This window comes from Acidiferrimicrobium sp. IK (assembly GCF_025499425.1).
Taxonomy (GTDB): domain Bacteria; phylum Actinomycetota; class Acidimicrobiia; order Acidimicrobiales; family Palsa-688; genus Acidiferrimicrobium.
In genome coordinates, this window is record NZ_JAIMCB010000023.1 from 24,766 (window position 1) to 51,727 (window position 26,962).

The window sequence follows — 26,962 nt, forward strand, 5'->3', positions numbered from 1 at the left end:
CTCAGCCGCGCGGACAGTGGTGGACCCTCACACTCCGCGCGAACCGAAACTCGCTATCCAAATACCGTCGAGTTGGCGTCCCGAGACGTTCACGCTCATGCTCAACGGGGCTTCGGGGTGATCGCTGCGCCATTCCCGGGCTTGCAGGCACGCGTGGCGCAGCACCCACCGGCCGAGGGGGAGGATGATCCCGGATTCCTCGGCGAAGGCGAGGAAGTCGAGAGGAGGGACCAGCCCGCGGGTGGGGTGGTTCCAGCGCAGGAGGGCTTCGACACCGATGACCGCCTTGGCGTCGAGGGTGATCACCGGTTGGTAGTACAGCTCCATCTGGTCGCCCGCGGCGAGCGCTTCGACCAGGTCGGCTTTCAGCTGGACTCGCTCTTGGACGGCGTGGTGCATGCCGGGCTGGAATGGCGTCCAGCGGTTCTTTCCTTGGGCCTTGGCTACGTACATGGCCGCATCCGCGTTGCGGAGGAGGTCCTCGGCGCTGGTGGTGCCATGAGCCAGCGTTGCCACGCCGATGCTGGCGGTGACGATCAGGGGGCGGCCGGCCACCTCGATCGGCGCCGCGAGCGCAGCGCGCACCTTGTCGGCCGCCTGCTCGGCTGAGCAGATGTCGGTGGCGTCCTCGAGCAGCACCGCGAACTCGTCGCCGCCGAGGCGGCCGATGGTGTCGGACGAACGGAGGCAGTTGCGCAAGCGGGCGGCGACGTGGATCAGCAGCTCGTCGCCGGCGCCGTGCCCGAGGCTGTCGTTGACGATCTTGAAATCGTCGAGGTCGATCATCAGCACGGCCAGCCCAGCGCGGTGGCGGTCCTCGCGGGTCATGGCATGCTCGACGCGATCAGCGAACAGCGCCCGGTTGGCGAGCCCGGTGAGGGCGTCGTGGAACGCCTGATGGCGTAGCTGGTCCTCGAGGGCCTTGCGGCCGGTCACGTCCCGGATGTTCAACACCACCGCGCTCGTCGAGTCTGGGGTCGCCATCCGCGTGCCTCGCGCCTCGCAGGTCATCCAGGTGCCGTCGGCGTGCTGGAGTCGTAGCTCCTCGCCGTCGCTGCTCCCCGCCTCGCACAGCTCCCACAGCCGTAAGACGTCGTCAGGATGGACGATGTCCGCCAGGGGGGTGCCTTCGACGTGAGCCGCGTCGCGACCGAGGACCGCCCCGATCGACGGCGCCGCGTAGAGCACGGTGGTGTCGGGGCCCACCACGGTGATCATGTCGGAGCTGTGTTCGACCATCGCGGTGAACCGCTCGCCGCTGACCCGAGCCCCTTGCGCCTCGGCGGCGGCCCGCACGCGTCGGCGCCGTGATGTCTCGAAGGTCACCACCACCACCACGAGCAGGGAACCCGAACCCACGATCAGCCCGACCAGAGTCCAGTTTTCGCTGGCCTGTGCGGAATGGGCCTGGGAGTCGAGGATCGGGGTGTCCCTGGCGGACAGCCCTACGAGCCGCGCGTAGAGGGGGCCCACGCTGGAGCTGTCGATCGACTGGGCGGCGGCCGGCTGCCGCTCGGCTACGAGCTGCAGTTCGCGCTCGACCAGGCCGTTCAGCTGGTTCACGGCAGTCTCGACCGGCGCGCCGAGCGGGGACAGGCCGGCGAAGGTGGCCGCGTTGGAGGCGGTCAACCGGCGGAGGCCGTCGTTGATGGCGTAGTCACTCGGTAGCGGCCGGGGTCCGGAGAGCATCGAATAGGCCTGGAACCGGACTCCGTCTACCTGGTGGGCGACGTTGGCCAGAGCGACCTGCGCCTCCAGGGCCCGTTCGGTCCGGTGTTCCAGCCGAAGGGTCTCTGCGGCCGCTCCGCCCAGCACGCACAGCACCGCTACCACCGTCACCGCCGCCCACAGCCGGTGCCGGCCGCGGCCGGGGCGCCCGCCGGCTTCGAGTGGTGGCGCGCCGCGCTTTATCGCGACTCCTCTCCTACCGGCCATAAGCCTCTCTTCGACACCGAAGGGCACAAACATGAGCACGGGTGCTCTGGAGGCCAAAAGGTTTCTGGTATGGAGGTCGGAACCACGGCCGTCGCCGGCCCCCGTGCCTCCTCGGCTGCATCAACCGCGCCGTGTGCGAGCAGCAGGTCGCCGCCGCCACCATCCCACCGTCCGCCGAGCGGCACGGCTTCCGGCGCATCCGCTACCCACGCCAGAGGTGCAGCTCGGGTCAGGGCCGGACGGTCGTGGGCGTGGCCTGGGTGGCGTCGTCGCGGTCGGGGTCGCTCGAGACGTCCTCGGCGATGCGGGTGACTGCACCCTCGGTGCGGGCGGCGACCAGCTCGTCGCGCCGCGGCCAGAGCCTCTTGCGGACCGGCGTTCACGACCTCAAGCGAGCAACTACTTGCCATCATGGAAAGAGGTGCTCGCTCTACGGAGCCGACGCCATCAGCAGGGAGCCCGCCGACCGGCTCCGCGTCCTCGCTGCCGGGGCTCGCCGTCCGGCGTCATACGAAATAGGTTAGCTGTATGACGATGCTGAGCTTTCGGGTCGAACAGTCCGACGCCGACCAGGTTCAAGTCTGGGCGGCGCGTCTCGGGATCGACCGCTCCGAGTTGCTTCGTGACGCCCTCCGCCGCGAGCTCCTCCGCCTTGCAGGCGAGAATGATGCAGCGATCTGGAGCGCCTACCCCCTCGACGACAGCGAGCAGTCGTTGGCGGCGATCGCCGACTGGGGTCCCGCCGAGGATTGGTCCGACTGGGTCGATGCAGCGCGGTGAGGTGTGGTTCGTGGCGACGCTCGGGGGTGATCGCCCCGTGCTGGTCCTCACCAGAGATCCGGTCGCGGGCCGAATCGACAACGTCGTGGTGGCTGCCCTGACGCGCACCCATCGCGGCCTGGTTTCCGAGTTGGATCTCACCGCAGCCGGCGACGGTCTCCCGAGTGACTGCGTCGTCAACTTCGACAACATCCACACGCTGCCCCGCAGCGCGTTTCGCCGACGGGTCGCCGCTCTGAGCCCTTCGAGAATGGCCGGAGCCTGTCGAGCGCTGGCAGCCGCGATGGGTTGTTGAGCCACGTCCCCACGGCTCGCGTCGAAGCCCCGGCGAGCTCCCGGACGTGCCTGCGGGCCGTAGTTCGCTGAAGCAACCGGATCGAAGGTCTCACACGGCCACGGCAAGCGCTAACTGTCGCCGTGGCGGACCGGGCCGATCGGTTCGTACGTGCCGATGACGACGCCGGCATCGGTCACGGCGAGGTCGACCGGGCGCATCGTCGCCGGCCGGATGCCGCCGTTGAACAAGCGGCGACCGGAGCCGAGCACCAGCGGAAACGTCATCAGGCGGAAGCGGTCGACCAGCTCGTGCTGTAACAGCGTGTGGAGCAGCTTGCCGCTTCCCCAGATCTGCAGCTCGTCGCCGGGCTGGTCCTTAAGCGCCCGCACCGCGGCGGCGACGTCGCCGGTCACGAGATGGGCGGTGGCCGGGTGCTCCCCGCGCCATGTGGCGTCGGTCTCGCTCAGCGAGTTGGACACGACGTACTTGGGCCGCGAGTTGATCGCCGCAGCAATGGGGTTGGCGGGGTCGGTCTGGTCGGGCCAGTAGCCGCGGAAGATGTCGAACGTCCGGCGGCCGAGCAGGAAGGCGCTGGCGTGACTGTTGAGCTCGGTGACGGACTCGCCGACGGCGGGGTCCGCGAACGGGGCCTGCCAGCCGCCGTGAGCGAAGGCGTCGCTGGGATCTTCGTCGCGCCCCCCGGGCTCTGCATCACGCCGTCGAGGGTGAGGAACGTTTGAACGGTGAGCTTCATGCCGATGCAGACGGAGCGGTGCGCCGACTCTCAGCGCTGAGGTCCTGCGGCCACCCTGGCCGTGGCCGTTTGGCGTAGTTTGTCCGCGAACGGTCACGCGGAGGGGGGAGGATCATGTTGAGCGGTGTTCGACGGGTCATCGCTGGGCGGCGCGCGCCGGTGGCCGGCGCGGTCGCGGCCACCGCCGCGCTCGGCGCCCTGACGGTCGCTCCCGTATCCGCCGCGCCCGCCTACCCGGTCTCCTACGACTTCGCCTCCGGGTTCGCGGCCGGGGCGCTCACCCCGGGCACCCCGCCGCCCGGCGCCGATGTCGGGTGCCGGCCGAGCGCCGCCCACCCCGAACCGGTGGTGCTGGTCCACGGCACGTTCGAAAACCAAGACGACAACTGGCAGGCCCTCTCGCCGCTGCTGGCCGACAGCGGCTACTGCGTCTACTCGTTCAACTACGGCGGGACGAGCCCGTCCAACCCGATCCAGGGGACCGGTGACATCGCCGCGTCCGCCGGTCAGCTGGCGTCGTATGTCTCCTCGGTGCTGGCCGGCACCGGGGCGGCGAAGGTCGACATCGTCGGCCACTCGCAGGGCGGCATGATGCCCCGCTACTACCTGCGCTTCCTAGGCGGCGCGGCCAAGGTCGACACCCTGGTCGGCCTGTCGCCGTCCAACCACGGCACCACCGCGTCGGGGCTGCTCAGCCTGGTGCGAGCCCTGCCATTCGGCAACACCGCCCTCGGCGTCGCCTGCACCGCGTGCGTGGAGCAGGAGGACGGGTCGCGGTTTTTGACCGCCCTCAACGCCGGCGGTGACACCGTCGCGGGCGTGCGCTACACGGTGATCGAGACCCGCTACGACGAGGTGGTCACGCCCTACACCTCGGCGCTGCTGACCGGCCCGGCAGTCACCAACGTCGTGCTGCAGGACCAGTGCCCGCTGGACTTCTCCGAGCACGTGACCACGCCTTATGACCCCGTGGCCTTGCACGACGTGCTCAACGCCCTCGACCCGGCGACGGCCACCCCGCCGACGTGCACGCTGGTGCTGCCGTTCACGGGCTGACCGGCGGCCGCGATGGCTGACTGCCAAGAACGAGTCGGTCTCAATCAGGTTCTTGCTGGCTGGCAAGAAGGGACCGCAGTTCCAGAGGAGATCCGCCGCCAGGCCGGTCTCGAAGCGGTGACGTGATCGACGTGCACGTCGTTATCTGTGCCCGAGACCGCGAGCATGCTGAAGCGACCAGCGCACATGCCCGCCGCCGGTGGGCAACACCGGGTATACTTAGCTGTGGCCAAGGTGATGGTCTCCCTCCCTGATGATGTGCTCAGAGCGGTTGATGTCGAGGCCGCACGCCGCGGCACTACGCGCAGCGGGCTATTGCGAGAGCTGGCAGAGGATGCGACGCGCCAGCGCAGCATCCGAAGGGCCCAGCGGATGGCGGAGCTCACCGCGTCAGGCCAGAACAACGGTCACGGGGGCCGGGTAGCGGAGCTGGTCAAGAAGACCCGGCCGGAGCGTTGAACCTCAGGCTGCTCGATGCCAGCGTGATTCTGGCCAGCGAGGATCCAGACGACGATCACCACGATGATGCGGTGTTGCTCCTCGCAGCCGAGGATCCGCTCGCGACGCTCGATCTGGCCTTCTACGAGGTGACCAACGTTGCCGTCCGTGCGTGGGGTGACCTGACGGCAGCGGCACGGCTGCGCGAACGGGTGGCGGCGCTCGCCGACGATGGCGGACTGGTCCGGGCGGACACTGCGCTGCTCTCCAGCGCGGCAGCGATCGCCGACGAGGAGGGCATCTCCGCCTACGACGCCGCCTACGTCGCGGCGGCTCGCCACCGCAGGACCCAACTCGTCAGCTGCGACGTACGCGACCTGGTCTCACGAGGACTCGCGGTGCTACCGGGCGACCTCCGAACAGGACAGCCCGGCGCCTAGGAGAGCCAGGGATGAAGTCCCCAACACGACCACCGACACATGGTGACTTCGACCAAGATCCTCGGCGCCTTCGCCGTCCAATCGCTCCCTTGCGGTTGCGGGAGCTTCAGGGAATTCCTCACGAGATCATCGCGGCGGGCGGTCGGAGGGGCCGCTGTCCCCGGGCTCGGGTGGGTCCCCGATGACCATCCGAGCCGGTTTCCCCTGGAGCGCCGCTGGCAGAGGCAGCCGTTCCGTGGATCGCAGCACCTAGAGGACCAGCGAGACGACGGACCACGCGGCGAGGGCCAGCGCGAGAGCGGCCCACGCCGGCGGCGGATCGCGGGACGAGGCGAACGCTGTTACAGGTCCAGGTTATAGGTCCAGCACTCGCCGGAGGCCCCTGTCGACTTCGCTCATGAGGCTTGCCGGCACGGTTCCGACACGATCGGCGAGGTCGGTCTTGTTCAGGGTGACCAGCGCGGTGACGTTGAGCACGGAGTCGCGCGGCAGCCCGGTGGTTGCGGCCGGCAGGAATGCATTACCGGGCATCGTAGCCAGCGCCGTGTTCGAGGTGACCACTGCGGCAAGCACGGTGGCAAGCCGGCTGGCGTTGTATGGGTCGGACTGGATCACCAGAACTGGGCGGCGCTTGGCGGGTCGGCTCCCATGCGTAGCCCCGAGGTCGGCCCAGTAAATCTCGCCGCGGTGGATCACCACTCGTCATCGACGGCTTCGAGCGTCAGGCGTCCGGCCGCCACTGCGTCGACCAGAGCGTCGTCCGGCGAGTCGAGGTGGTCAAGAGCGTCATCGATCTGAACAGTCAACGACTCGGCGTCGAGTTCATCGAGGTAGCGCTCCGCCGCCCGGGCGAAGAACTCCGACCGGCTCATGCCGAGGTCGGCAGCACGGTGGGAGGCGCGCTCGAACGTCTGGTCGGGAACCGAAATCGCCGTCTTCATACCCCCCGAGTATAACCGGGTATGACTGCTCTTCGGACTTCGGGACGGCGGTCAGTGTCCTTCGCCTCGTGGAGAGAGGACGTCGCCGCCTTCGACGCGGCCATGGCCGAAGAGGGCGACAGTATTCCCTGGGATCAGGTCAAGGCCGACCTCGGCTGGTCGTGAGCCGCTACAGGGTCGAGGTCCGCCCCGCAGCGATGCGGGCACTTCGCAAGCTCGACCTCGAAGTCCCGCCCCGGATCTAAGGCGCCATTGCACTCTTGGCCGAAGACCCCCGGCCACCCGCATCACGCCCCCTCAAGGGCTGTACCGGATACCGGGTGCCCGTGGGGGACAACGGGATCATCTACACGGTCTAAGATGACGTACTCCTCATAGTGGTGGTCGCCCCGGGCCATCGAGCGGGACGTCTACCGCTGAGTGCGGAACATCGGACGCGATCGGCTCGCTGCCGCGACCGCCGCTTTCCCCGCCCCCGTAGGGATCTAGCGTGAGTGCGTGGATCCCCGACTGACCGAAATGCTGTTCGGCTCGAGCGACCCGGGCTTCGACCCCGGCGACGCCGAAGCGCGCGCCGCCTACTTCGCCGCCATGGAAGACGACGATGATGACGACGACGGCCTCGCGGGCAGTCTCGACGAGGTCCTGGCGAATCAGATCGCGGGCGGCGAGCCGCCCGCGGTCAGCGCCGCGGCGCTCCGCCTCCTCGGCGCCGGTGTCGCCCCGGCCAGCGTCATGGGGCAGCTGCGTGCGGTGCTGCTCTCCGCCCTGCTCGACGCGCTCGACGGGGACGAGCGCCCGGCGTTTGGCGGCGACCTCGCAGCCCCAGCCATGGCTCGCTACCAGGCCGCGCTCGACCGGCTCCCGCTGCCGGGCGGCGACGACCTCCAAGCGGCGCTGCTCTCGGTGGTCCGGGCCCAGCCGCGCATCACCATCGACGAGGCTTTCGAGGCCGCGCTGGGCGAGATCGGGGCCGGCAGCGGCGACCGGCTGTCGCGCTCGATGCTTGGTTACATCCTCGACGACCTGACCGAGGAGGAAGAGATCCTCGCTCTGCTGCCCGGCGACAGGCTCGTCCACCTCGGGGACCTCCTCGCCGGCACCGTCTTGACCCGACGCCTCAACGCCGAGGAGATCGAAAGCGACGTGCTCGATCTGTCGTTCGACCTGGCGCCCTTGTCGGCCGTCGAGGCTGCCGTCGTGGACGGGACCGAGGTGGAGATCGTCGAGTGGTCAGGAGGGATCGGATGGCACGGGCCGGCGGGCTGGCTGCGCCACCACTCGCCCGGCTCCCTGGTCTCGGTGACCATGATCTCCGCGGCCCCCGGCGAACCCGGCGAGGCCCGAATCGACGGTCCCCTCGAACCACGCGAGCCCGAAGGTGACCTGATCGAGGCGGTCCGCGACGCCTACGACCAGACAAACCTGGAGGCCGGCCTGCCCGTCGAAGGCCGAGAGCTGCTGGTCAGCCTCCTCGCCGCCGACCCCGCCCGGTGGCACGCCCCGCAGCCGCCCCTCCACGAGCTGTGCTCGGCGGCCGGCCTGGAGCGAAGAGGCCACCAGGTGGCCCACTCGGAGGAGGTGTGGGCGGCCGCCGCCAGCTTCGCCCGCCGTGTCAGGGTGGGGGAGGCCCTCGACGACACCAAGGACATCGACACGGTGCTCGACGCCCTGGCCGCCTTCGAGGACCCCGCTGCCAGCGCCGCCCAGCTGCGCGCCTCGCTGCGCGCCATCGCAGCACCCGAGCTCAGGCAGGTCACGGCCGAGGAGCTGAGCGCCCGCAGCGACGCTCACGGCGGGCCGGACCCCGGCCCGACGCCGTGTGAGCGGGCGGTGGCCGCCGCGGTGCTCCCCGGCGAGCTGATCGTCGCCCACTGGCTGGCGGCGGTGGTCGCCGAGCGCAACGGCGACCCTCACCTGGCGTCGGCACACCTCGATTTGGGCCTGGAAGCCGACGACCGCTCGCCGGTGCTGCTCGACCGTGCGGCATGGTACGCGTCCGACCGGGGTGACGCCCCCGCTGCGCTGGCCCTCTGGAGGCGACTCGGCCCCGCCGGGCGCTCCAACGCGGACGCCGTCGCCCCCTACGCCGCGAGCGTTGCGCCCGTGACCGGGCGCAACGATCCGTGCTGGTGCGGTTCGGGCCGCAAGTACAAGTACTGCCACCGCGGCCAGCCCCGGCCGCTTCCCCTCTCCGAGCGGGTCGGCTGGCTGTGCCAGAAGGCCACCTGGTACCTGGAGCGGCGCGGCGGCGAAGCGGCCATGGACGTGATCGGGCTGGCCGCCACCCGGGCCGTCGCGGCCGGCGAGGATCCCGACGAGGTGCTCGAGTCGATGCTGTCGGACCCGGTGGTCATCGACGTGGCGCTCACCGAGGGCGGCTGGTGGAAGCGGTTCTTGGCCGAGCGGGCAGCGTTGCTCCCAGACGACGAGGCGATGATGGCCGAGTCGTGGTCGATGGTCGAAAGGACCCTCTACGAGGTGGTCAGCTCGCAGCCCGGCGTCGGCCTGGTGGTGCGCGACCTGCGCAGCGCGGAGGTGGTCGAGGTCACCGAGCGCTCGTTCAGCACCCAGGCGCGCGCCGGGCAGGTCGTGTGCGCCAGGGCCGTCCCGGTAGCCGACGAGGGCCACCAGCTCGTCGGAGCGGTGTTCCCCGTGGCCGCCGGCACCGAAAGCCGCCTCCTCGACATCCTCGACGGCGGCGACCCCTTCGAGCTGTGCCGGTGGGTCGGCGCCCTGGACCGGCCCCCGCACATGCTGACCCGGGAGGGGGAGGCCATCGTCGAATGCGTCGCCACGCTGCGGGTGGGCGACCCGACCGCGGCGCGGGCCTGGCTGGAGCGGACCTACGAGCCCGACGGCGACGACGCCTGGAGCGAGATGCACCCCCTCGGCGACGAGGAGCGGATCTTGCGCGCCCAGCTCACCCTGCAGGGCGACCAGCTCCGGGTCGAGACCGCCAGCGAGGAGCGGATGGACCGGGTCCTCGCCGCGGTCACCGCCGCCGTGCCCGACGCCGAGGTTTTGAGTGACCTTCGGCGGCCGCTCGATCCCGGGGAGCTGCCGGCGCCGCCTGCGGGGATGGGGCGAGGCGGCCCCGGGCTGGCCGCCGGCGGCCTCAAAGACCTGCCCGCCGGCGCCCTCGACGACCTGCAGGACACGATGGAGCGGAGGTGGCTGGGGGAGCAGATCCCCGCGCTCGGGGGTCTCACCCCCCGCCAGGCGGCCTCCGACCCAGCCGCCAGGGAGACGCTCGTGCGCCTCATCGACGGGTTCCCCGACCCGGCCAGCCTGCCGGCCGGGGCGTTCTCGATGCGCCCTGAGCGGTTGCGCCAGGAGCTCGGGCTTCGCTGACCCTCTCGAGGCCCCGGGGCCGCCCGATCGCACACGGCTGTCGGGTCGCGCCCTGCGACGGTCACCGATCCCTGGTGCTGCACGTAAAACACGACCACGGTAGGGATCCGAGCCCTGAAGCAGAACGCCTCGCAGGTGGTGGCCAGGGCCGCCGCCGGCGAAGTGGTGACCATCACCGGCCGGGGAAGACCGGTCGCCCAGCTCGTCCCGGTCCCTGCGGGGCGAGTCGCCGCCCTTCTCGCTTCTGGTCGAGCTCGGCCGGCGAAGGGCTCGCTCGCAGCTCTTGGCGCCCTTGTCGATGCGGGAGCGGAGCAGCCCGTGCTGTCGGAGGTCGTAGCGGCCAGGCGCGGCGAAGAGCGCTACTGACGGGTTCTACCTCGACCCTCGACCTGCCTCGACACCTGCGCGGCGAGCAAGCTCGTCGTCGCCGAGCCGGCTTCGAAAGCCGCGGTCGCGTGGGGGGCCGCCCACGAGACTCCGGTGATCGCCAGCGACTTGCTGCGCACTGAGCTGCTTCGGGGAACCCGGCGGGGCCGCTCCCAAGGAATGCAGCGCGCTCGATCAGCGCTCGACGCCCTCGCCTTGTTCAGCCTCAGCTCGCCACGTTCGAACGGGTGTTGAGCGACACTCCGCCCGCATCACGGCTTCAGGCTGGTGGTGGCTTGCCAAGCGAATGATGCCAAGCGCATGGGCAAGACGGAGAGGCCCTTCGGGGAGCTCAACGCCAGCTTCCTGCAGGGGATGGCTTCCTGCAGGGGATGGCGCTCGACCCGCCCGGCTCGATCGCCGAGCTCAACGCCCGGGCCGAGCGGTGGCTGGCCGCCTACGTGCATCCCCGCCCGCATCGGGCCACCGGCGAGGCGCCGGCGCAGCGCCTCAAGGCTGAGCTTCCGCTGTTGGGCCGGCTGACGAACGTACGCTATGACACCGCCCGCAGCGAACCCAGGGTGGGGTCCCCTCCGTTGCCGCTCATCGAGGTCGACACCGTGTCCTACTCGGTGCCGATTGGCCACTGGCGGGTAACCACTGGTAGCACCACAGTACGACTCAGGTAGCATAGGCGCATGAAGCTCAGCGTCAGCCTTCCCGACGAAGACGTAGCCGTGCTCGACGAGCATGCCCACAAGACGGGTCTCCAATCTCGCTCGGCTGCGATCCATCAGGCCATCCGACTACTGCGCCAGTCCGGGCTCGAAGAGGACTACGCGGCGGCCTGGGAGGACTGGGAGTGCTCAGGCGACCGGGCTTTGTGGGAGACAGCGGCAGGCGACGGCCTCTCCTGATGCACCGCGGAGAGGTTCGCTTGGTCGATCTCGATCCCGTAAGGGACAGCGAGTCCAACAAACGGCGGCCCACCATCGTGGTTAGCAACGATCGCGCCAACGCCACCGCCGAGCGCTTGAAGCGCGGAGTCATCACCGTGGTTCCACTTACCAGCAGTACGACGAGGGTTTTCCCGTTTCAGGTCCTCGTGCCGGCGGGCCAAGCCGGCCTTCGCGTCGATTCCAAGGCTCAGGCTGAGCAAGTCCGTTCGGTAGCCGTCGAGCGACTCGGACCCGCTCTCGGCCGGCTGCCAGCCCCCCTCATGGCCGAGATCGACGAGGCCCTAAGGCTCCATCTCGACCTGTAGCTGTCCCACAGGGGATCGTCGTCCGGGCCTGGGGTCCTACGCCCTATCAGCCGTCGCCGCAGCATGGTCGTCGCCCTGCGCGTGACGTCCGATGCGAGCGCAGCAGATCGCGTCGGCGGCGGCGATCCCCGCATGCACGCACAGGGTCACGGAGGCGTCGGCTGTCTCATCCGACGTCTGAGGCGAGCTCGGCTACCTGCGTGTCCCACTCGTCGTCGGCTGCCTCGTCGGGGCGGACCAACAGCAGATCGACGTCGCTGCTCGTGGTGGCCGTACCGTTCCGAAATCTGTCTCATCTGTCATTTCCGACGAGGACGGTTTTCGGGGCCACCTGTTGGCGGGTGGCGGTGACGGTCTTGTGCAGCTCGGGGCTGGTGCCGTCTTCGCAGTTCGTCGACGACCACCTGCCCGAACGCAAGCACTTTGGCGTCAGTCGCCCCCTCCCCCACGAGGTCCACGAGCCGTGACGCTCGGACGTCACGCCGACGCGCATCTGTATGCTTATCTGCATGCAAAGCACGAGCGTCCGCATCGATGCCAAAACGCACGAGGACCTCAAGCGGCTGGCCGTCGAGTTGCACACCACGGTCGGCAACACGGTCGCCTTGGCCGTGCGGGCCCTGAGGCAGGATCGAGCCGGCGCAGACCTAGCCACCGCGCTGACCGACGAGGAAGTCAGTTGGCTCGATGCCCAACTCGGGTGACGTCGTCGATCTCGACCTCGGCATGCCGGAGGGACGCGAGGCAGGCTTTCGCCACCCTGCCATCGTCGTGACGGCCCAGCGCATCCTTGACGCTCTTCCCGCCGTCGTGCAGGTGGTGCCCTTGACCACGACGATCCGTCAGTTCCACTCGGAGGTGGTCATAGGCCCCGATGCGGACAACGGCCTCACAAGCGCCTCGGCTGCCCAATGCCAGCACATCCGGGCGGTCTCCGTACATCGCATCGTTTCCGTCCGAGGCAACGTCGGCGCCACCGTGCTCCTCCAGGTCCGCGAAACGGTAGGCGTGATCCTCGATCTGCCCTGATCGCCGACGGAGGGCAGGCGTACCGTAAGGACGTTGTCGCTCCTCGCCGGCGACGGGACCGCCACCCGTGCACCCATGCGCCCCCCGGTGCAATGCGCATCGACCCCAACCAACGGACGACGGGCTGCGGTCCGAGCGGTTGTAGTCGCGGTTAGAGGCGCTTCGCTCGGACCTCCCCCTCGACGAGGTCCGCTAAAGGCGCTCACCGCTGCCTACCTTCCTGGCTCGCACGCGCGGTGCTGGGCGGGAACCACCTACGGCGTGAACGGCTGGGAATCCAACGAGATCAATATCCGCCGTTACCGGGAGGAACGACCATGACCGACATCAACAAGCTCATCGAAGCCGGGCGTCGGAGAACAACCGAGATGCCCCTATCCCCGAGGGCGCCAAGATCACCCGGCCGAACCGGGGTCGCTCCACTGTGTATTCGATCCGGCTGAACGCCGACGAGGTCGCCGCGCTCCAATCCATCGCCGACGCCGCCGGTGTTCCGGGATCGACCCTCGCCCGGTCGCGGCTCGTCGAACGCATCCAAGAAGAACAGGCCGGTCTCAGCGACGCCGAAGCCGACCTGCGCGCCGCCCAGCGCCACCTCACCCACCTACAGCGCCACCTCCGCCAACACGCCTCGTAGCAAGTCCAACAGCGTCCGGCAGCCGGCGATCTGCGCTCTCAGCCCATGCTGATGCACCTCCTTGCTGGCCGAGCGAACGCTCCGGATCCCTCCGTCGGCGAAGGTCGCCTCTCAACCGGGGAGCTGGGATAGGTGGTCGCATCGGCGCCGCGCGTATGGGACGGTCTCGCCCCTTCACGGTCATGCTTCGAGATCAGCGAGGAGTTTCGCTCGGTGCTCCTCCAGCGCCGTGACCTCGGACCGGAGCTTCTTCAAATCGCGGTCAACCCGTGCCAGCTCGGCCCGGGCGCGCCGCTGCCGATGGTCGCGGTCGTCGTGGGCGCTCTTCATGAGCTCCTCGACCTCGCGGCGCAGGAGCCTCAACCAGGGGTTGCCGTGGATGACGCCCACGCGGTACTGGAGCTGACCGGCGTCGATGGCCGCCTCGATCTCTTCCTGGGTCAGACCGAACTCCTTGCGTGCGGTCTTGTCACTGAGTGTTGCGCCTTTCCGGCTCCACTCCTCTTGCACAGACACTCCTCTCGTTCAGGGGAAGGCCAGACGCCGTCTTACGACCTCGCTAGGCCGATCTGGACTGGACGACCCGGCGGACCTTGGCGATGGCCTTCTTCGCGCCCGGGTCGGCGGGATCTGCGAGGTTGGCCGCGACTGCGGTGATGGGTATCCGGTTGCCTCGGTGTCCGAGGATGTCCGAGAAGAGTTCCTCGTCCTGGCGGAGCTTGACCAAGTTGGCGACGAGTTCGTCGGCTCTCCGGCGCTCGTCCTCGTCGCGCACATTCACGATGGCAAGGTGAGCCCTTTCGATACCGACGTAGCGCTCGCTGACCGCCCACCGCTTCGTCGGGGCAGGCGCCGGAGACTGCCGAGCATGGCCAAGCTTCTCCAGGAACTCCGTCCGTGCGGCTTCAACCAGTTCGGGCTGAAATCGCAACATCGCGGCCAGCGGTTCCCCGACCAGTCGTCCCATCAGCTCAGCGACACCGTCTGGCGTTTCGAGTAGCCGCTCGAGGTGAGCAGCTTGCTCGCGCCGGCTGGGCCTCGGTGTGGACCGGCGGACGAAGAGCCGTTCCCGCCCATGGGGCGTTGGCGCGACGAACACCGACAGGTCGACATAGGAGAGAGGGCGGTCACCTTCAAGCACGACGGCCCTGGAGTACTCGGCCATCAGGTCTGTCACGAAGAAGTCGTCAGTGGTAGTGGCGGATTCCGGGAACGTGAATAGCGCGGCACCGCCGGCGCCCGCCTCGCGGTAGCGGCGCAACTCTGGCTCCGTTCGCGGCGACGTCTCTTTCGGCTCGGCCAGCTCGTTGTCCCGGCGGCAGCGCGCTACAAGAATCGGCGGGTCTACCCGCTGCAAGACGCTCTCGATCAACGTGGTCTTGCCGGCTCCCTCGGGACCGGCGACATGGATGATGGCGCGCTGTCTCAACGGTAGAGTTCCCGAGCCAGGACCCTGCTGAGGAAACCGCCTGGGCCTTCGCTTGCGGCCAGTTGCCTAATGCGTTGCCGGACTTCCCCGGATCGGCCGGCGTGTTCGGCTGCCCTCATCGTGTGCTGGTAGGCGGCCCACACATCGGCGGCGGTGATGTCGAAGCCGTAGCCTTGGGCCAGCCGCTCGAGGGCCAACAGGCCGACAGCAGCGGCGAACGCTGGTTGGTCTTCGGCCAGGTCCCGGGCCGCCCGGGTGAGCGTTCTCGGATCGCACGGCCCGCTCTGGGCCAGAGCCAGCGCCTCATCGTAGAGCCCGATGTCCTTCGCCGCCGCGAACCACTTAGCCTCTTCGCCGGGCGTGGTGGCCACCAGATCAGCCAACACGTCTGCAGGCTTCTTGTGGGGGTACTTCTTGGCCACCGCTCGATATGTGGCCAGGTAGGTGCCGGCCCGGTTGGCCCGCAGACCGTAGCGGGTGTAGGCCTCGTCGACCAGCCCGGAGGAAAGCAGGATCTCCTCGCAGACGGCATCGACCGCCCCGTCGGGTGTCCACGGGTCCCGGCAGGACTCCGCATACTGGATGGCCTCGGCCTTGCGGCCCAGCGCGGTCAGTGCCATCACCGCCCACCGCCGGTAATGCCACATCCTCTCCGATTCCAGGATGGCGAGGATCTCCTCGTAGCGCTCGGCTCGGTACAGCGCGCTCAGGCACGCGGCTGTCCCGTGGAAATGCCCTCGAAGGTTCGGGTCGGAGCCACGAGCCATCCGGGTGATCCCAACCAGGTTGTCGGCCCAAGCCGAGGCCACCTCCTTGGAGCCACACAGCTCCCCCCAATAGTCGGTCAACTTCTCGATGTAGGGAACGCGGTCGGCTTCATGAGCCGCCCACAGCCTTTCCAGCCAGCGGTCGCGGGTCTTGGCGTCCGCCGGCGCGGCGGCGATCAGCGGCACCAAGGCAGATATCGCGTTGTTCACCGCGGTGCCGATGGCCCCCGACGAGCTATCTACATGCTCGAGCGCCGGAGATAGCCGCTCCAAGAGCACCACCGCGCCTTCGCCAGCCAGCACCGGGTCGCGGCGGGCAACCTTCTTGATCTCGCTCACCGCCTCCTTGATCCGTCCGATCGCCGGCTGGGATCTCCACCCGAAACCATGCCGGCGAAAACGCGGCTTGAACTCCCAGCGGTAGACCCCGCTATCGGTCTTCTCGGCCATGATGCCACCTGGAAGCCCCCGCCCCCCACCAGTCCGGCTTGTCTCCTTCGTCGGGCACGAACGCCAGCGTCCGCGCCGCCCGCACCCACCCGCCGCCCGAGGATCCGCAGAACTTCCACAACTCGCCAGCCGAACGCTTGTAACGATGGGTCAGCTCGTCCAGCTCGAAAACGTTGCTCTGGTCAGCGTCCAGCCTGACGAGACCTTCCCTCACCCGCTCCAGGAGCAACCCCAACTGCTCCTCGTGATATGCCCCGATCAACGCTCTCGCCTCCCGACGACGGGCACGCTCACCGATCCCGTCAACGGTCGTCTCTCCCTCATCCACCCAACCGAGGCTACAAGCCGTCCGCCTGCCACGATCATGGCGTGGCACGATCCTCACCGCTCGCGCTGGCCTAGAAGAGCACGTTCACCCCTGGAGCCGACCGGAATGTCGGCGGGCCACCAGGAACTGCCCGTAGACGGCCAGGAGCCGACGGTCTCAGCGACCACAGTCAGTGGTGGTCGGGGAGGGCTCCGGAGACGCCGAGCGCCGATCCGATCGCTTGGGTACGGCCAGTACGAAGTCCGATGCACCGCTGTTCTGCGCCGCCCGATTTCAGCCACCTCCCAAGGGTTGAGCTCCAGCAGGTAGTGGTACAATGCAGTTCGGCAACTCGCATTGTGAGGTATCTTCGTGGCGCAGAGTGGTGAAGCCAAGGTCAGTGTCCGCGGCCAGATGGCTCTGCCGGCGCAGACCCGCCATCGGTGGGGCCTCGACCAAGGCGGCACAATCGGCTGGCTCGACTTGGGCGATTCGGTCCTGCTGGTCCCAGGCGGAGTGAGCCGGTTGCGCGACGAGATGTTGGCCGGCGCCGACTGGGACGGGGCCCGCACAGGGTTCGGAGACCCGGAACTGGCGAACCAGTAGGGACGTCGAAGCCCTGACCGTCGTTGTTGATGACCAGACCCTGTCTCGAATACTCCGGGGTGAGATCTTGCGGCCCCAAGATCGGGTGTTCACTACCGGACACTGGTACCTGCGCCTGTGCCAGGCGGTGGTCCGCGGGACTGGCGGGGCTCTATCCCGACCGATCCTGACGCTTCCAGCGCCTCAACGCGAGGCGGCCCTGCAGGCGGTCCTGGAACTGCCCGGGGACATCGAGATGCTCAGCTGGCGAGAAGTGGCACCGATGATGGCCAGCCAGCTCGGTGACGCCGGCCGAGGACTGAATCTTCTCTCCCGGGAGGCTCTCGCCGTCGCCAGCTTGCTCCACGCCGAAGTGATCATGGCCATCGGCAACGAGAACCACTTGCTTCGAGTGGCGCTGGAGCAGGTCGGTCTGAACTGACCACCCGTAGAGCGTTCTGGCCGGGCTTTTCCCGACCACACAGCAGCATGGCAGCCGCCGCGCCCAGCGCCTGGGACGTCTGCTCGGGATGGCGGCCCTGGACCCGCCCCTGCAGCCGGCGCAGCGGCCGACCTCGACGGTGATCCGGGTGACGATCGGGCGGATGTCGGGAACCTCGGTCTGCCACTGCTCGGCGTCACGCTCATGCACGATCTGGCCGCCGCAGTCAGGGCAACAGCCCGGCAACGAGGCGGTCAGCTCACGGTCGGGGCGACCCGCCGGCACTGCGCGGTGACCGTGACGGCCGTGCGCGTCGCCGGGCTTGCGGCCCGGTGTCTTTGGTTCCAGCTTCGGGTCGCCGTTGGAGAACGGGGCCGCCTGCCGCTTCGAACGACGGCGAGACTCTTCCAACGCCCTCGAGCTTGTCGATCCGCTCCTGCTGGTAAACGATGAACCCGTCCTTGCGCGACAGCTCAGCCTCGAGCGAGGCGACACGCTTCCATCGCCGCCGACCTCGCCAACAGGCTCTCGATGTCCACAAACGCCACGGGCAGCACCGATCACTCGGCTCCACCCGCAACATGACTAGGCGGGGTCCGCCGGTGGTTGCAACGGGCCTGTCATGGTGACTGGCTGACGAGCGACGAGGAGCCGGATGCCGGGACTGCGGTTGGGTGTGGAGGAGCGCGAGGCGATCGCGTTGGGGTTGGCCAGGTCCGAGCCACTCGCTGAGATCGCCAGGCGGATGGCCAGACCGACGTCGACGGTGTCGCGCGAGGTCAATCGCTGCGGTGGCCGGGAGGGCTACAGCGGCCGGGTAGCGCAACGCCTGGCGTGCGAGCGAGCGAGACGCCCGAAGGTCCGCAAGCTGGTCGCTGACGCGGTGCTGGCGGCCGAGGTGGCCGAGGGCCTGGCGAAGCGGTGGTCGCCGGCGGAGGTAGCAGCCAGACTGGTCCTGGACCATCCTGACTGCGAGGCGATGCGGGTGTCGCACGAGACGATCTACACGTCGCTATACCTGCAGGGCCGCGGCGGGTTGAAGAAAGAGCTGATCTCGGCGTTGCGGTCCGGTCGGCTGCGTCGCCGGCCCCGCCGGCGGGGCGAGAACGCCAAACGGGCCAACGTTCTAGGCGATATCGAGCCGATCTCCAAGCGACCGCCCGCAGCAGCGGACCGGGCGATCCCGGGACACTGGGAGGGTGACTTGGTGCGCCACGAGGCGCTGTTTGACCGTGCGGTGATGAAAGGGCACCGCCGTCGGGTTGTCGCAGCGGCCCGGCTGAAGCTGAGGGCAGCTTGATCTTGGAGTCGCAAGGTCGGGTGGGAGCAGCCCTGACAACGACGGGACGGGTCGGCACTGCCAGACGGCCCGGGTCCGGCAAGCGAGACGATGAGGTGTACGTGAGAAACCAGCGTCTGAAGGCCCCTCAAGACTCCCTCCAGCTCGAACCTGGTGGATGTGGGCTGGGCAGCGACGCGCACCCGCCGTGGTTGGGCGGGGAACTCTCGGGGCGGAAACAGGTCGCCGCTTCGGAGGCCACGCTGAATGCCTGCGGCGTAGGCGTGGCGATGTCGCAGGGGCATAGTTGGGCGCCTACTTCGTCGAACGGTCGGCAGTGAACGTGGGAACCATCCCGGCGGTCCCCTCACCGGCCAGCAGCCTGCTGACCGGCGGGAAAGCCCGTCGTCGGCTGACGCCGTCGGGATGGGACGGAGGACCCGTAGTAGTCCGAGGCCGGGAAAGCCGGTCGCATGGCGAAGGGGTCCAGCAGGATCGCAGCGTCAACGCTGAGCTTGGAGTTCGCCGGTGAATGTCGGTGATCCGTGGCCCGACCTCGACGAGGCCGAGCGGCGGGTACAGGTGATGCAATCGAAGCTGCACCAATGGGCGATCAGTGATCCTGGTCGTCGTTTCGATGACCTCTACAACCTCGTGTATGACCCGGCGTTCCTCGTCGTGGCGTGGAGTCGGGTCAAAGGGAACAAAGGGGCACGCTCGGCCGGTGTCGATGGAGTGAAGCCACGCTCCATCGTCTTCGGCGCAGGGAAGTTGCTCGGTGAGCTGCGAGACGTCCTCAAAGCACGCCGATTCTTCCCGATGCCGGTGCGGGAAACGATGATCCCCAAGGCGAACGGCAAACTCCGTCGTCTTGGCATCCCGACCGCAACCGACCGGGTGGTCCAGGCCTCTTTGAAGCTGGTGCTCGAACCGATCTTCGAGGCGGACTTCAAGCCGTGCAGCTACGGCTTCCGCCCGAGGCGCCGGGCCCAAGACGCCATCGCCGAGATTCACTTCTTCGCCTCGCCTACCCGCAACTACGAGTGGGTGTTCGAGGGAGACATCACGGCGTGCTTCGACGAGATCGACCACACGGCCCTCATGGGCCGGGTGCGACACCGGATCGGAGACAAGCGTGTCTTGGGCTTGGTGAAGGCGTTCCTGCGGGCCGGGATCCTCAGTGAGGATGCCGTCCGCAGGGACACGACCGCCGGCACACCCCAAGGTGGGATCCTCTCACCGCTGTTGGCCAACATCGCACTGTCCGTCCTCGACGAGCACTTCGCCTTGAAGTGGGAAGCGCTCCGCTCGGAATGGAAACGCTCGAAGCACCGCCACGCTGGCGGCGCCATCCACCGGTTCGTCCGCTACGCGGACGACTTCGTGGTCATGGTGTCTGGCAGCAAGGCCGACGCCGAAGGTTTGCGCGACGAGGTTACCTCGGTGCTCGCTCCGATGGGCCTGCGCCTGTCGGAAGAGAAAACGAAGGTCTGCCACATCGACGAGGGGTTCGACTTCTTGGGGTTCCGCATCCGGCGGAGGCTCCAACGGGGATCGGACAAGCGGAAGGTGTACACCTACCCGTCGAAGAGGTCTCTGGCCTCGGTGATGGACAAGGTCCGTGCGCTCACCCGCCGGTCGAGGCATCGAACGCTCGCTGACCTGCTGTGCCAGTTGAACCCGGTGCTGCGGGGCTGGTGTAACTACTTTCGCCACGGGGTGTCCAAACGGACCTTCAGTTACGTCGACACCTACGCCTGGTGGCGGATCGTCGGCTGGGTCCGCAAACGCCACCCCAAGTCGAACTGGGGAACGATCCGCCGTCGCCACCTCCCCAACTGGGAGATCAGCGACGACGGAGTGAGCATGTTCCGGCCACGAGCGGTGCCGGTCACCCGATACCGCTACCGGCACGCCCACATCCCCACACCATGGACGAGCGCACCGACGAAAGGACAGCCCGCACCGGCGGCATGAACCTGTGGAGAGCCGGATGCGGTGAGAGCCGCACGTCCGGTTCGGCGGGCGGACCGGAGAAACCCACCAGCCCAAAGGCTGGCAGGGCGCTCCGGTCCGACCCAACATCATGGGAGCGTTCAACCGCTCCGCCATCGTCACCGTCGTCGAGCGCCGCTCCCGGCTGCTCCTGCTCGGCGAGCTGCCCGACGGTCACGGCGCCCAGGAGGTCTACGACTGCCTGCGGGGGCTATGCGCTGATCTGCCCGAAGTGGCCCGCCAGACGCTCACCTGGGATCAGGGCAGGGAAATGGCAGAGTGGGTCCAGCTCGAGGTCGACGCCGACATCGAGGTCTACTTCTGCGACCCGCACTCGCCCTGGCAGCGGCCCTCCAACGAGCACATGAACGGCCTGCTACGCCAGTACTTCCCCAAAGGCACCGACTTGGGGCTGGTCACCCGCAAGCAGCTCAACGCGGTCGCTGTCGAGATGAACGGCCGCCCCCGCAAGATCCTCGGCTGGCGCACTCCCGCAGAGGTCTACGCTGACATCGTTGCAACCACCGCCTGACCGCGCCCTACCTCACCCCAACGACCCGGTGGTGGACCCCGCTATCCAGTTACACGCAGAGAGGGCGGGGCAGCAGATCATGCCGAAGCAACGCAGGGGCAGCCAGCGTTCGAGAGGCACTGCCCACCCCGACATCCGCTCAAGCACGGCGAAGCGGTAGAATCCGCATGCGGTGGAGAGGCGGCGGTCGATGGTCGAGGCGGCCAGGCCGCGCTCCTCCATCGAGCCCCGGTAGAGCTCCAGATGGGCGCGGGTCGCCTTGAGCACGGCCAAGTTGTGATCAGCGGCCCACTGAAACAGGTTGCGCAGATCGTGGCGGTAAGCGTCGAGCGTCCGGCCGGAGTAGCGGGCCAGGAACGCCACAGCCGCTAACTCGGCCTCGTCGGGGGCGAGCGGCCCGAGGGGTATGTTCGGTTCTGCGGAGAAGTCGAGGTTTGTCATCAGTGGTCCTCCTTTTGTAGGGGTGGATCAAGGCAACACCTCAAAGGGGCGCCTTGCTTGGTAGAATCGCAACTCACCAAGTGACCGGAGGATTGGGATGCCCGTCACAACCGAGTTCCTGGTGTCCAAAAGCGGCCAGATGTCCGTTCCCGCCGGCGTCCGCCGCCGATGGGGTCTCACCGACGGCGGTCGAGTCACCGTGGTCGACCTGGGAGACGCCGTCGTGCTGCTCCCAGCAGGTGCCCGGCAAAAACTCCTAGCGGACGCCCTATCGAGCGACGAACATCTGGCGTTCGTGCGCAGCCTCGACGATCCCGACCTGGCCACCACGTAGATGTCGACAGTCGTCATCGACGACCACCTCCTCCGAGATGTTCTGGCCGGTGACCGCCCGCCCGATCTCGGCGGCCTCGCCACCGCCCTAGCGACGACCGGTCTGTGGCTGTACCGGCTCTCCAGCGCCTGGGCCACTCCCGAAGTCCTGGGGAAGTTGACCGCTCCTGTCGCCGCCCTGCCTGCCGATCAGCAACAACTGTTCCGAGCCCGTCTGGTCGCGCTGCCCGACGAAATCGAAGTCCTGCCGTTACGCCAGATGGCTTGGCCCATGGCCCTACTCCAGCACCGCCACCGGCTCGAAGGCCGGCCCCTGTCGGCCGCTATGGCTGAAGCGCTCACCGCCGCACAAGCTTTGGGCGCTGCCATCGCGGTGTCCAGAGACGACGTCGGACCCCACCTCAAGGCCGCCGCCGAGCATGATCAAGTCGCGTTCCACATTGTGTAGAGGAGCTCACCTTGACCACCTCACACGAGCCATATCACCCGCGTAACCGGCGTTTCCGGGCAGAGGCTGGCCGCGATATTGGGGCCCACCGCCTGAGCGATTGAGGGCAGTCGCCTATGGCGAAGGGGGGCGTGTTCTGATGGCTCGAGCGGGGCTCGGCCACCTCGGTGCCGGTGATTGCCTGGGGTGTCAGACCGTCAGGCGCGAGTCGGCTGCGTGCTGACTACGCCGTCGCGTTTGATGTTGGGTGTTCGAGGACTGTTGGACGGTACTCCACGAGCTGCATCCGTTTGTCAAGGGTTCTGCTGGTGATCATGTCGAGCGCGATGTCGGGGTAGCCGTCGTAGATGCGTTCTGAGCCGGTGGCGCCGGTGATGACCGGGAACATCACGACCCGGAAGCGGTCGACTATCCCGGCTTGCAGCAGCGACCGGCACAGGCTGATGCTGCCGATCGTGCTCAGGAGGCCCGGTCGGTCGGCCTTCATCGCCCGGACGACTTCGATGGCGTCGCCGCGTGCGAGGGTGGTGTTGGCCCAGGAGAGCGGTTCTTCGAGGGTGGACGAAAACACCATTTTTGATGCTGAGGTGAGTGCGGCGAAGGTGTTCTTCTCGTCGGCTGGGAGCTTGTCGATTCCTTCAGGGGTGGAGCCGGCGGCGAACCCGGACATCAGCCGGTAGGTGTTCGCGCCCATGAGCAGGATGGCCTCGGGTCGCTCGTCGAGCCAGCGGAGGTATTCGGGGCCTTCGAGACCCCACCACCCCGGCCATCCCTCCGCCGAGGCGTAACCGTCGAGGGAGGTGATGAAGTCGACAATCAGTTCTGCCATGGTGTTCTCCTCGGGTTGGCGATGGCGCCTGCCGCGATCATCGGGCCAGGAGAGCGTCGAGCTTTCGGAAGCCTTCCTGGACGCCGATCTCCATGCCGCTGGCGACGAACGCGTCGCGCGCCTCGAAGCTGTCGGCCAACGAGGTTGCGGTGAGCCGGCAGCGGCCGCCCGGTAGATCTTCGAAGACATACCGGCCGAGGGACACGTTGTCCGGCCATGGCTCGTAGCAGAAGGTCTGGATGATGAGCTCGTTGGCTCGGACTTCGTGGAAGCAGCCCCGGAACCAGTGCTCATCGTCGTTTCGGGTGGAGACGTAGCGCCACTCGCCACCGCTGCGACAGTCCCAGCGATCGACGCGACTGGAGTCGAGGCTGTCGGGGCCGACCCATCGCACGAACAGCTCCGGCTCGGTGTGCGCCCGGAAGACGGCTTGGGCCGGGGCGTCGAACTGCCGGACGATCGTGACCGACGGCGTCTTGTCGTCGATGATGATCCGGGCCTCTCGGGTGGTCGTGGTACTCATGTGGTCGCTCCCTGGTCGTTGTCGGGGTTCTGGTCGTCGAGCTCGGCGAGCAGCTGGTCGAGGCGCTGGTAGCGGGCCTCGGCGTTCTGGCGGTACCGCTCGATCCACTTGGTCATGAGGTCGAACACCTCCGCCTCCAATCGGACCGGTCGGCGCTGCGCCTCTCGGCGGCGGGACACCACCCCTGCGTCTTCGAGCACCGAGAGGTGCTTGGACACCGCCTGGATCGACATGTCGTAACGCTCGGCCAGCTCGCTCAACGTGGCGTCACCGCCAGAGAGGCGAGTGACGATATCCAATCTCGTCTCGTCAGCCAGCGCCGAGAACACGGTCACGATCGCCTGCGAAGACACACATTCTCCTCAACCACTCGGTTGAATACGAGGGTACGCCACCGCCGTACTGTTGTCAACCCTACGGTTGAACTCGACAGGTCTTCCGCCGGCCTACATATCGTTGACTGCCGTAAGTGCGCCCTCAGACCAGGACGCCCAAGACTCGCCAAGACGCCTCCCAATCGGAGGTAGGAGACGTCCCGCCTGTGTGCTTCGGAGACGTCTCGGACGAGTGGTATGGGATACCGCGCCTTGTAAGGTACAACCGTGTACAATGCAGGATATGGCTACCACGATCAACGCCAGGGTGTCCCATCGAGGGCAGACCAGTTTGCCGGCCGACCTACGCCACCGCTGGGGCATCGAGGCGGGTGGGGAGGTCGGATTCATCGACCTCGGAAACGCCGCCTTGGTAGTACCCGGCGGGGTAGACGTGGCGCGCCACGAACTGCGGCGGGTGCTGCGAGATCGATACGCGACCGGGATCGCGGCGATTGACGATCCAGATCTTGCTGATCAATAGCTCAGCGTGCCTGCGACTTCTGAGCTGGTCATAGTCGACGACCGGCTGCTGATTGAGGAGTTGCTGTTCGGACTCGCCAAGGGTAATGACGTTGCCCTCTGCACGACCTTCTACTGGTACTACCGAGCATGTCGCGCTGCCGTGCTCGGGGCGGGTGGCCACCTCTCCGGTCCGTTCCAGGAGTTGGACAACGACGAGCAAGAGCAAGCGATCTTGAGTCTCCTGGAACTGCGAAACGACATCGAGCTTCCCGACTCGCGACCGACCGTTCCTCGCATGGCCCAGATCGCCAAGCGTCACCCTCGGCTCAATCTTCTGAATCTCGAGGCAGTTGCCGTTGGTCAGCTGACGGGAGCCACGGTATGGCTTTCAGCAGAAGCCGCCGGCGGTGTTCTTCCAGACGTTCTTGATCAAGAGGGCGTCACGTGGAAGACCGTTCGGATCGTCACGGACTGACCTCTGGACCACAGCAACGCCTGCCTTCTCAACACGGTGAGCACGCGCCTACGAGCCGGCGGATAGGGACAGAGTCTGGCTTCCTCGCTTGCCGGCTTATTGGGCGCCTCCCGGCATGCCCGGTAATCCAGTCGACCCGCCCAAGTACCCTTGTCATGCTGGAGCGGTGAGGGCTGTGCTCGAGGCGGGGTTGGGGCCGGTGGAGCGTATGCATGTCGTGAAGCGCGGCTATACGCACAACGATCGGGTGGTGGCGACCCTCAGGGATGGTCGCTCCGTGTTCGCCAAGCGGGCGGTCGACGCGATGACAGCCGGTTGGCTCCGCCGAGAGCACCGGATGTACGAGGCCCTTCGGGATGAGCGCTTCGTCCCGGACGTTGTTGCCTGGGTCGAAGACGACCTACCGATCCTGGTCCTCGAAGACCTCTCGGACGCGATCTGGCCACCTCCGTGGGACAGGGCGCAGGTCGAAGCGGTTCTCTCAGTCCTCACTGATCTTGCCCAATGTCGGGCACCCGACGGACTTCCCCGGCTCGTCGACGGCGAGCAGCCCGACGAAGGATGGCATCGCGTCTTGGCCGAGCCGTCCGAGTTTCTATCCCTCGATGTGTGCGCCGTCGACTGGCTGGAACACGCCGGACCCCTGTTGTGCGCAGCCGCCGCGGCAGCTCCCCTTGCCGGGCGCGCCCTTCTGCACTGCGATGTAAGAAGCGACAACCTCTGCTTCCGCAGAGGGGCGGCCCTGCTGGTCGACTGGAACCTCGCCAGCATCGGCAACCCGCAACTCGACGTGGCCTTTTGGCTACCAAGCCTGGCTGCCGAGAACGGGCCACCCCCGGAGAGCGTCCTACCCGACTGCCCACCGGAGCTGGCCGCCTACGTCAGCGGGTTCTTCGCTTGCCGCGCCGGCCAGGCAGAGATCCCTCATGCCCCGTTGGTTCGGCAAGTCCAACGTCAACAGCTACAGACCGCCCTGCCGTGGGCGGCACGCGCCCTTAATCTCCCCTCGCCCGTGCCACACCGCTAACCGGCGATCGAGGATGCTCGCAGCGATCGTGGTCCTCGGACTTCGGGGACGAATTCTCGTGACGTTTAGGGACAGGGCCGGGAGCTATGCGAAGTCTCAGACCGGGGCGACGCGCACGTTCGGGTAATCCGAGGCAAGGCGTTCGAGGTCGGCTGGATCGTGGGTGAGGATTAGCCCGCCGCCGAGCCGGATGGCGGTGGCCACTACCAGCGCATCGACGGCCATCTCGCTGCCCGCGCCGATGGAAGCCAACAGGTGGCCGGCAAGGCGCGCGATGCGAACACCGGTCGTGATCACTCGCGCGTAGCCCCGACCCAGTTCGAGGTCGATCGCTTCGTCGGTTCCACCGCCGCGGTAGAGCTCCACCAGGGTCGCCGACGGTACCCGAATCGGCTCGGACCGTTCCTGAGCCGAGCGCAGTGCTGCTCGCACTCGTCGGTGACGCTCCGGGGCCAACCGAGGTCGGGCGAGAGCCGACAGAGCCTCGCTGTCCAATATCAGGGCCACAGGCGATCGAACTCTTCCACCATCTCGGTGGGAACGGCGCCGAACTCGGCATCGAGGTCGTCCAGGTACCGGCTGAGCGAGTCCCGCTCCAGTTCGTGCTCGACCGCACGAGCCACGAAGCCGCTCAGCCCGCGACCGCCTACGTGCTCTTCAACGCGCTCCGCAAGGTCTTCATCGATGCTCACTGACCACTTTCGAACGGCCACGACAAGAATCCTACCAGAGTAGGAATCGGTTGCCCGAGGGACCGACCCAACACTGGCGAGCCTGTCCCACGGCCGGCGTTGGAGGGCACCCTTGGAATTGAGATATCGGGATGGTCCGGGTGAGTCTTATGAGATGGTGCGTCCTGTGCCACATGGCTGTGGTACAGTTGGCTCATGAGGAATGAGAAGGCCATCGAGCAGATCACCCGCTTGCTCGACAGCTCAGAGGTAGAGACCACCAACACGTCGATGCGTCTGCCGGTCGCTCTTCGGGACG

At 67.8% G+C, this 26,962-nt stretch carries 39 protein-coding genes; 24 read left to right on the top strand and 15 right to left on the bottom strand.

The window, feature by feature from the left end; genetic code table 11:
- Window positions 1-27: 27 nt before the first annotated feature.
- The gene (locus tag K6U06_RS23065; protein ID WP_262324338.1) at window positions 28-1,935 is read right to left on the bottom strand and encodes a putative bifunctional diguanylate cyclase/phosphodiesterase; all 1,908 of its coding nucleotides are present in this window, start codon (window positions 1,933-1,935) and stop codon (window positions 28-30) included.
- Window positions 1,936-2,463: 528 nt separating this feature from the next.
- Between K6U06_RS23065 and K6U06_RS23070 the strand changes: the two genes are divergently transcribed.
- Together K6U06_RS23070 and K6U06_RS23075 are read left to right on the top strand one after the other, a co-directional pair.
- Window positions 2,464-2,715: a ribbon-helix-helix domain-containing protein gene (locus tag K6U06_RS23070; RefSeq protein WP_262324339.1), complete on the top strand. Its 252-nt coding sequence runs from the start codon at window positions 2,464-2,466 to the stop codon at window positions 2,713-2,715.
- Window positions 2,702-3,010: a type II toxin-antitoxin system PemK/MazF family toxin gene (locus K6U06_RS23075; RefSeq protein WP_410051135.1), complete on the top strand. Its 309-nt coding sequence runs from the start codon at window positions 2,702-2,704 to the stop codon at window positions 3,008-3,010. Before K6U06_RS23070 ends, K6U06_RS23075 begins: the two co-directional genes overlap by 14 nt.
- Before the next feature lie 110 nt (window positions 3,011-3,120).
- Here K6U06_RS23075 and K6U06_RS23080 read toward each other — a convergent pair whose 3' ends face one another.
- Window positions 3,121-3,843, bottom strand: a complete 723-nt coding sequence (locus K6U06_RS23080; protein ID WP_262324341.1) for a dihydrofolate reductase family protein — start codon at window positions 3,841-3,843, stop codon at window positions 3,121-3,123.
- Window positions 3,844-3,860: 17 nt separating this feature from the next.
- Between K6U06_RS23080 and K6U06_RS23085 the strand changes: the two genes are divergently transcribed.
- The 3 genes from K6U06_RS23085 to K6U06_RS23095 all read left to right on the top strand — a co-directional run bounded on the left by K6U06_RS23085 (window position 3,861) and on the right by K6U06_RS23095 (window position 5,680).
- Window positions 3,861-4,802, top strand: a complete 942-nt coding sequence (locus K6U06_RS23085; RefSeq protein WP_262324342.1) for an esterase/lipase family protein — start codon at window positions 3,861-3,863, stop codon at window positions 4,800-4,802.
- 225 nt (window positions 4,803-5,027) lie between these two features.
- On the top strand, window positions 5,028-5,261 hold the full coding sequence (locus tag K6U06_RS23090) for a type II toxin-antitoxin system HicB family antitoxin (protein WP_262324343.1): 234 nt from the start codon (window positions 5,028-5,030) through the stop codon (window positions 5,259-5,261).
- A complete protein-coding gene (locus tag K6U06_RS23095) occupies window positions 5,258-5,680 on the top strand; it encodes a PIN domain-containing protein (RefSeq protein WP_262324344.1) in 423 nt (140 codons plus the stop codon). The genes K6U06_RS23090 and K6U06_RS23095 overlap by 4 nt, the downstream gene beginning before the upstream one ends.
- A 354-nt stretch (window positions 5,681-6,034) precedes the next feature.
- Here K6U06_RS23095 and K6U06_RS23100 read toward each other — a convergent pair whose 3' ends face one another.
- Window positions 6,035-6,379, bottom strand: coding sequence for a type II toxin-antitoxin system PemK/MazF family toxin (locus tag K6U06_RS23100; protein WP_262324345.1), 345 nt, complete (start codon window positions 6,377-6,379; stop codon window positions 6,035-6,037).
- Window positions 6,373-6,621, bottom strand: a complete 249-nt coding sequence (locus tag K6U06_RS23105; RefSeq protein WP_262324346.1) for a ribbon-helix-helix domain-containing protein — start codon at window positions 6,619-6,621, stop codon at window positions 6,373-6,375. The genes K6U06_RS23100 and K6U06_RS23105 overlap by 7 nt, the downstream gene beginning before the upstream one ends.
- A 21-nt stretch (window positions 6,622-6,642) precedes the next feature.
- Here K6U06_RS23105 and K6U06_RS23110 point away from each other — a divergent pair, with 21 nt between their 5' ends.
- From K6U06_RS23110 to K6U06_RS23155, 10 genes are all read left to right on the top strand, one after another.
- Window positions 6,643-6,786 carry a hypothetical protein gene (locus K6U06_RS23110; protein ID WP_262324347.1) on the top strand — a complete coding sequence of 48 codons (144 nt, stop codon included), beginning with the start codon at window positions 6,643-6,645 and terminating at the stop codon, window positions 6,784-6,786.
- A gap of 333 nt (window positions 6,787-7,119) precedes the next feature.
- The gene (locus K6U06_RS23115) at window positions 7,120-9,975 is read left to right on the top strand and encodes an SEC-C domain-containing protein (protein ID WP_262324348.1); all 2,856 of its coding nucleotides are present in this window, start codon (window positions 7,120-7,122) and stop codon (window positions 9,973-9,975) included.
- Between the two features lie 105 nt (window positions 9,976-10,080).
- Entirely contained in the window at window positions 10,081-10,341 is a 261-nt protein-coding gene (locus tag K6U06_RS23120; protein WP_262324375.1) for a type II toxin-antitoxin system Phd/YefM family antitoxin, read from the top strand.
- A gap of 392 nt (window positions 10,342-10,733) precedes the next feature.
- Window positions 10,734-11,030 (top strand): hypothetical protein, encoded by a 297-nt coding sequence (locus K6U06_RS23125; RefSeq protein WP_262324349.1) that lies wholly within the window; start codon window positions 10,734-10,736, stop codon window positions 11,028-11,030.
- A gap of 9 nt (window positions 11,031-11,039) precedes the next feature.
- On the top strand, window positions 11,040-11,258 hold the full coding sequence (locus K6U06_RS23130; RefSeq protein WP_262324350.1) for a ribbon-helix-helix domain-containing protein: 219 nt from the start codon (window positions 11,040-11,042) through the stop codon (window positions 11,256-11,258).
- Window positions 11,255-11,605 carry a type II toxin-antitoxin system PemK/MazF family toxin gene (locus K6U06_RS23135; RefSeq protein ID WP_262324376.1) on the top strand — a complete coding sequence of 117 codons (351 nt, stop codon included), beginning with the start codon at window positions 11,255-11,257 and terminating at the stop codon, window positions 11,603-11,605. The genes K6U06_RS23130 and K6U06_RS23135 overlap by 4 nt, the downstream gene beginning before the upstream one ends.
- Before the next feature lie 341 nt (window positions 11,606-11,946).
- Window positions 11,947-12,072: a hypothetical protein gene (locus tag K6U06_RS23140; protein ID WP_262324351.1), complete on the top strand. Its 126-nt coding sequence runs from the start codon at window positions 11,947-11,949 to the stop codon at window positions 12,070-12,072.
- Window positions 12,073-12,114: 42 nt separating this feature from the next.
- Window positions 12,115-12,309, top strand: a complete 195-nt coding sequence (locus K6U06_RS23145) for a hypothetical protein (RefSeq protein WP_262324352.1) — start codon at window positions 12,115-12,117, stop codon at window positions 12,307-12,309.
- Window positions 12,293-12,634 carry a type II toxin-antitoxin system PemK/MazF family toxin gene (locus tag K6U06_RS23150; protein ID WP_262324353.1) on the top strand — a complete coding sequence of 114 codons (342 nt, stop codon included), beginning with the start codon at window positions 12,293-12,295 and terminating at the stop codon, window positions 12,632-12,634. The genes K6U06_RS23145 and K6U06_RS23150 overlap by 17 nt, the downstream gene beginning before the upstream one ends.
- Before the next feature lie 424 nt (window positions 12,635-13,058).
- Complete coding sequence (locus K6U06_RS23155) at window positions 13,059-13,271, top strand: DUF6290 family protein (protein WP_262324354.1); 213 nt, start codon at window positions 13,059-13,061, stop codon at window positions 13,269-13,271.
- A gap of 180 nt (window positions 13,272-13,451) precedes the next feature.
- On the opposite strand, the gene K6U06_RS23160 is transcribed toward K6U06_RS23155, so the two are convergent.
- Genes K6U06_RS23160 through K6U06_RS23175 form a run of 4 tightly spaced genes read right to left on the bottom strand, consistent with a single transcriptional unit; the run spans window position 13,452 to window position 16,245 of the window.
- The gene (locus K6U06_RS23160) at window positions 13,452-13,781 is read right to left on the bottom strand and encodes a hypothetical protein (RefSeq protein ID WP_262324355.1); all 330 of its coding nucleotides are present in this window, start codon (window positions 13,779-13,781) and stop codon (window positions 13,452-13,454) included.
- A 49-nt stretch (window positions 13,782-13,830) separates the two neighbouring features.
- On the bottom strand, window positions 13,831-14,643 hold the full coding sequence (locus tag K6U06_RS23165; protein ID WP_262324356.1) for a hypothetical protein: 813 nt from the start codon (window positions 14,641-14,643) through the stop codon (window positions 13,831-13,833).
- A gap of 53 nt (window positions 14,644-14,696) precedes the next feature.
- On the bottom strand, window positions 14,697-15,917 hold the full coding sequence (locus K6U06_RS23170; RefSeq protein WP_262324357.1) for a hypothetical protein: 1,221 nt from the start codon (window positions 15,915-15,917) through the stop codon (window positions 14,697-14,699).
- Window positions 15,898-16,245: a hypothetical protein gene (locus K6U06_RS23175; RefSeq protein WP_262324358.1), complete on the bottom strand. Its 348-nt coding sequence runs from the start codon at window positions 16,243-16,245 to the stop codon at window positions 15,898-15,900. Before K6U06_RS23175 ends, K6U06_RS23170 begins: the two co-directional genes overlap by 20 nt.
- Window positions 16,246-16,596: 351 nt before the next feature.
- Between K6U06_RS23175 and K6U06_RS23180 the strand changes: the two genes are divergently transcribed.
- From K6U06_RS23180 to K6U06_RS23200, 5 genes are all read left to right on the top strand, one after another.
- Window positions 16,597-16,830, top strand: coding sequence for an AbrB/MazE/SpoVT family DNA-binding domain-containing protein (locus K6U06_RS23180; protein ID WP_262324359.1), 234 nt, complete (start codon window positions 16,597-16,599; stop codon window positions 16,828-16,830).
- Between the two features lie 85 nt (window positions 16,831-16,915).
- Entirely contained in the window at window positions 16,916-17,251 is a 336-nt protein-coding gene (locus tag K6U06_RS23185) for a hypothetical protein (protein ID WP_262324360.1), read from the top strand.
- Between the two features lie 655 nt (window positions 17,252-17,906).
- Complete coding sequence (locus K6U06_RS23190) at window positions 17,907-18,551, top strand: IS30 family transposase (RefSeq protein ID WP_262324361.1); 645 nt, start codon at window positions 17,907-17,909, stop codon at window positions 18,549-18,551.
- A 507-nt stretch (window positions 18,552-19,058) separates the two neighbouring features.
- The gene (gene ltrA, locus K6U06_RS23195; RefSeq protein ID WP_262324362.1) at window positions 19,059-20,507 is read left to right on the top strand and encodes a group II intron reverse transcriptase/maturase; all 1,449 of its coding nucleotides are present in this window, start codon (window positions 19,059-19,061) and stop codon (window positions 20,505-20,507) included.
- Between the two features lie 109 nt (window positions 20,508-20,616).
- A complete protein-coding gene (locus K6U06_RS23200; RefSeq protein WP_410051136.1) occupies window positions 20,617-21,057 on the top strand; it encodes an IS30 family transposase in 441 nt (146 codons plus the stop codon).
- 12 nt (window positions 21,058-21,069) lie between these two features.
- Here K6U06_RS23200 and K6U06_RS23205 read toward each other — a convergent pair whose 3' ends face one another.
- Window positions 21,070-21,498: a site-specific integrase gene (locus K6U06_RS23205; protein WP_262324363.1), complete on the bottom strand. Its 429-nt coding sequence runs from the start codon at window positions 21,496-21,498 to the stop codon at window positions 21,070-21,072.
- Window positions 21,499-21,595: 97 nt separating this feature from the next.
- On the opposite strand from K6U06_RS23205, the gene K6U06_RS23210 reads away from it, so the two are divergent.
- Together K6U06_RS23210 and K6U06_RS23215 are read left to right on the top strand one after the other, a co-directional pair.
- Window positions 21,596-21,832 carry an AbrB/MazE/SpoVT family DNA-binding domain-containing protein gene (locus K6U06_RS23210; protein ID WP_262324364.1) on the top strand — a complete coding sequence of 79 codons (237 nt, stop codon included), beginning with the start codon at window positions 21,596-21,598 and terminating at the stop codon, window positions 21,830-21,832.
- Window positions 21,833-22,279, top strand: coding sequence for a hypothetical protein (locus tag K6U06_RS23215; RefSeq protein ID WP_262324365.1), 447 nt, complete (start codon window positions 21,833-21,835; stop codon window positions 22,277-22,279).
- A 223-nt stretch (window positions 22,280-22,502) separates the two neighbouring features.
- On the opposite strand, the gene K6U06_RS23220 is transcribed toward K6U06_RS23215, so the two are convergent.
- The 4 genes from K6U06_RS23220 to K6U06_RS23235 form a co-directional block, all read right to left on the bottom strand.
- On the bottom strand, window positions 22,503-23,108 hold the full coding sequence (locus tag K6U06_RS23220; protein ID WP_262324366.1) for a dihydrofolate reductase family protein: 606 nt from the start codon (window positions 23,106-23,108) through the stop codon (window positions 22,503-22,505).
- Between the two features lie 37 nt (window positions 23,109-23,145).
- Entirely contained in the window at window positions 23,146-23,631 is a 486-nt protein-coding gene (locus K6U06_RS23225) for an SRPBCC family protein (RefSeq protein ID WP_262324367.1), read from the bottom strand.
- Window positions 23,628-23,984: an ArsR/SmtB family transcription factor gene (locus K6U06_RS23230; protein WP_262324368.1), complete on the bottom strand. Its 357-nt coding sequence runs from the start codon at window positions 23,982-23,984 to the stop codon at window positions 23,628-23,630. Before K6U06_RS23230 ends, K6U06_RS23225 begins: the two co-directional genes overlap by 4 nt.
- A 325-nt stretch (window positions 23,985-24,309) precedes the next feature.
- Window positions 24,310-24,486, bottom strand: coding sequence for a hypothetical protein (locus K6U06_RS23235; protein ID WP_262324369.1), 177 nt, complete (start codon window positions 24,484-24,486; stop codon window positions 24,310-24,312).
- Window positions 24,487-24,495: 9 nt separating this feature from the next.
- On the opposite strand from K6U06_RS23235, the gene K6U06_RS23240 reads away from it, so the two are divergent.
- Window positions 24,496-24,945, top strand: a complete 450-nt coding sequence (locus K6U06_RS23240; protein ID WP_262324370.1) for a hypothetical protein — start codon at window positions 24,496-24,498, stop codon at window positions 24,943-24,945.
- A gap of 166 nt (window positions 24,946-25,111) precedes the next feature.
- Complete coding sequence (locus K6U06_RS23245; RefSeq protein WP_262324371.1) at window positions 25,112-25,972, top strand: aminoglycoside phosphotransferase family protein; 861 nt, start codon at window positions 25,112-25,114, stop codon at window positions 25,970-25,972.
- 96 nt (window positions 25,973-26,068) lie between these two features.
- On the opposite strand, the gene K6U06_RS23250 is transcribed toward K6U06_RS23245, so the two are convergent.
- Both K6U06_RS23250 and K6U06_RS23255 read right to left on the bottom strand, forming a co-directional pair.
- Entirely contained in the window at window positions 26,069-26,479 is a 411-nt protein-coding gene (locus tag K6U06_RS23250) for a type II toxin-antitoxin system VapC family toxin (protein ID WP_262324372.1), read from the bottom strand.
- Window positions 26,470-26,685 (bottom strand): hypothetical protein, encoded by a 216-nt coding sequence (locus K6U06_RS23255; protein WP_262324373.1) that lies wholly within the window; start codon window positions 26,683-26,685, stop codon window positions 26,470-26,472. The genes K6U06_RS23250 and K6U06_RS23255 overlap by 10 nt, the downstream gene beginning before the upstream one ends.
- Between the last annotated feature and the right edge of the window lie 277 nt (window positions 26,686-26,962).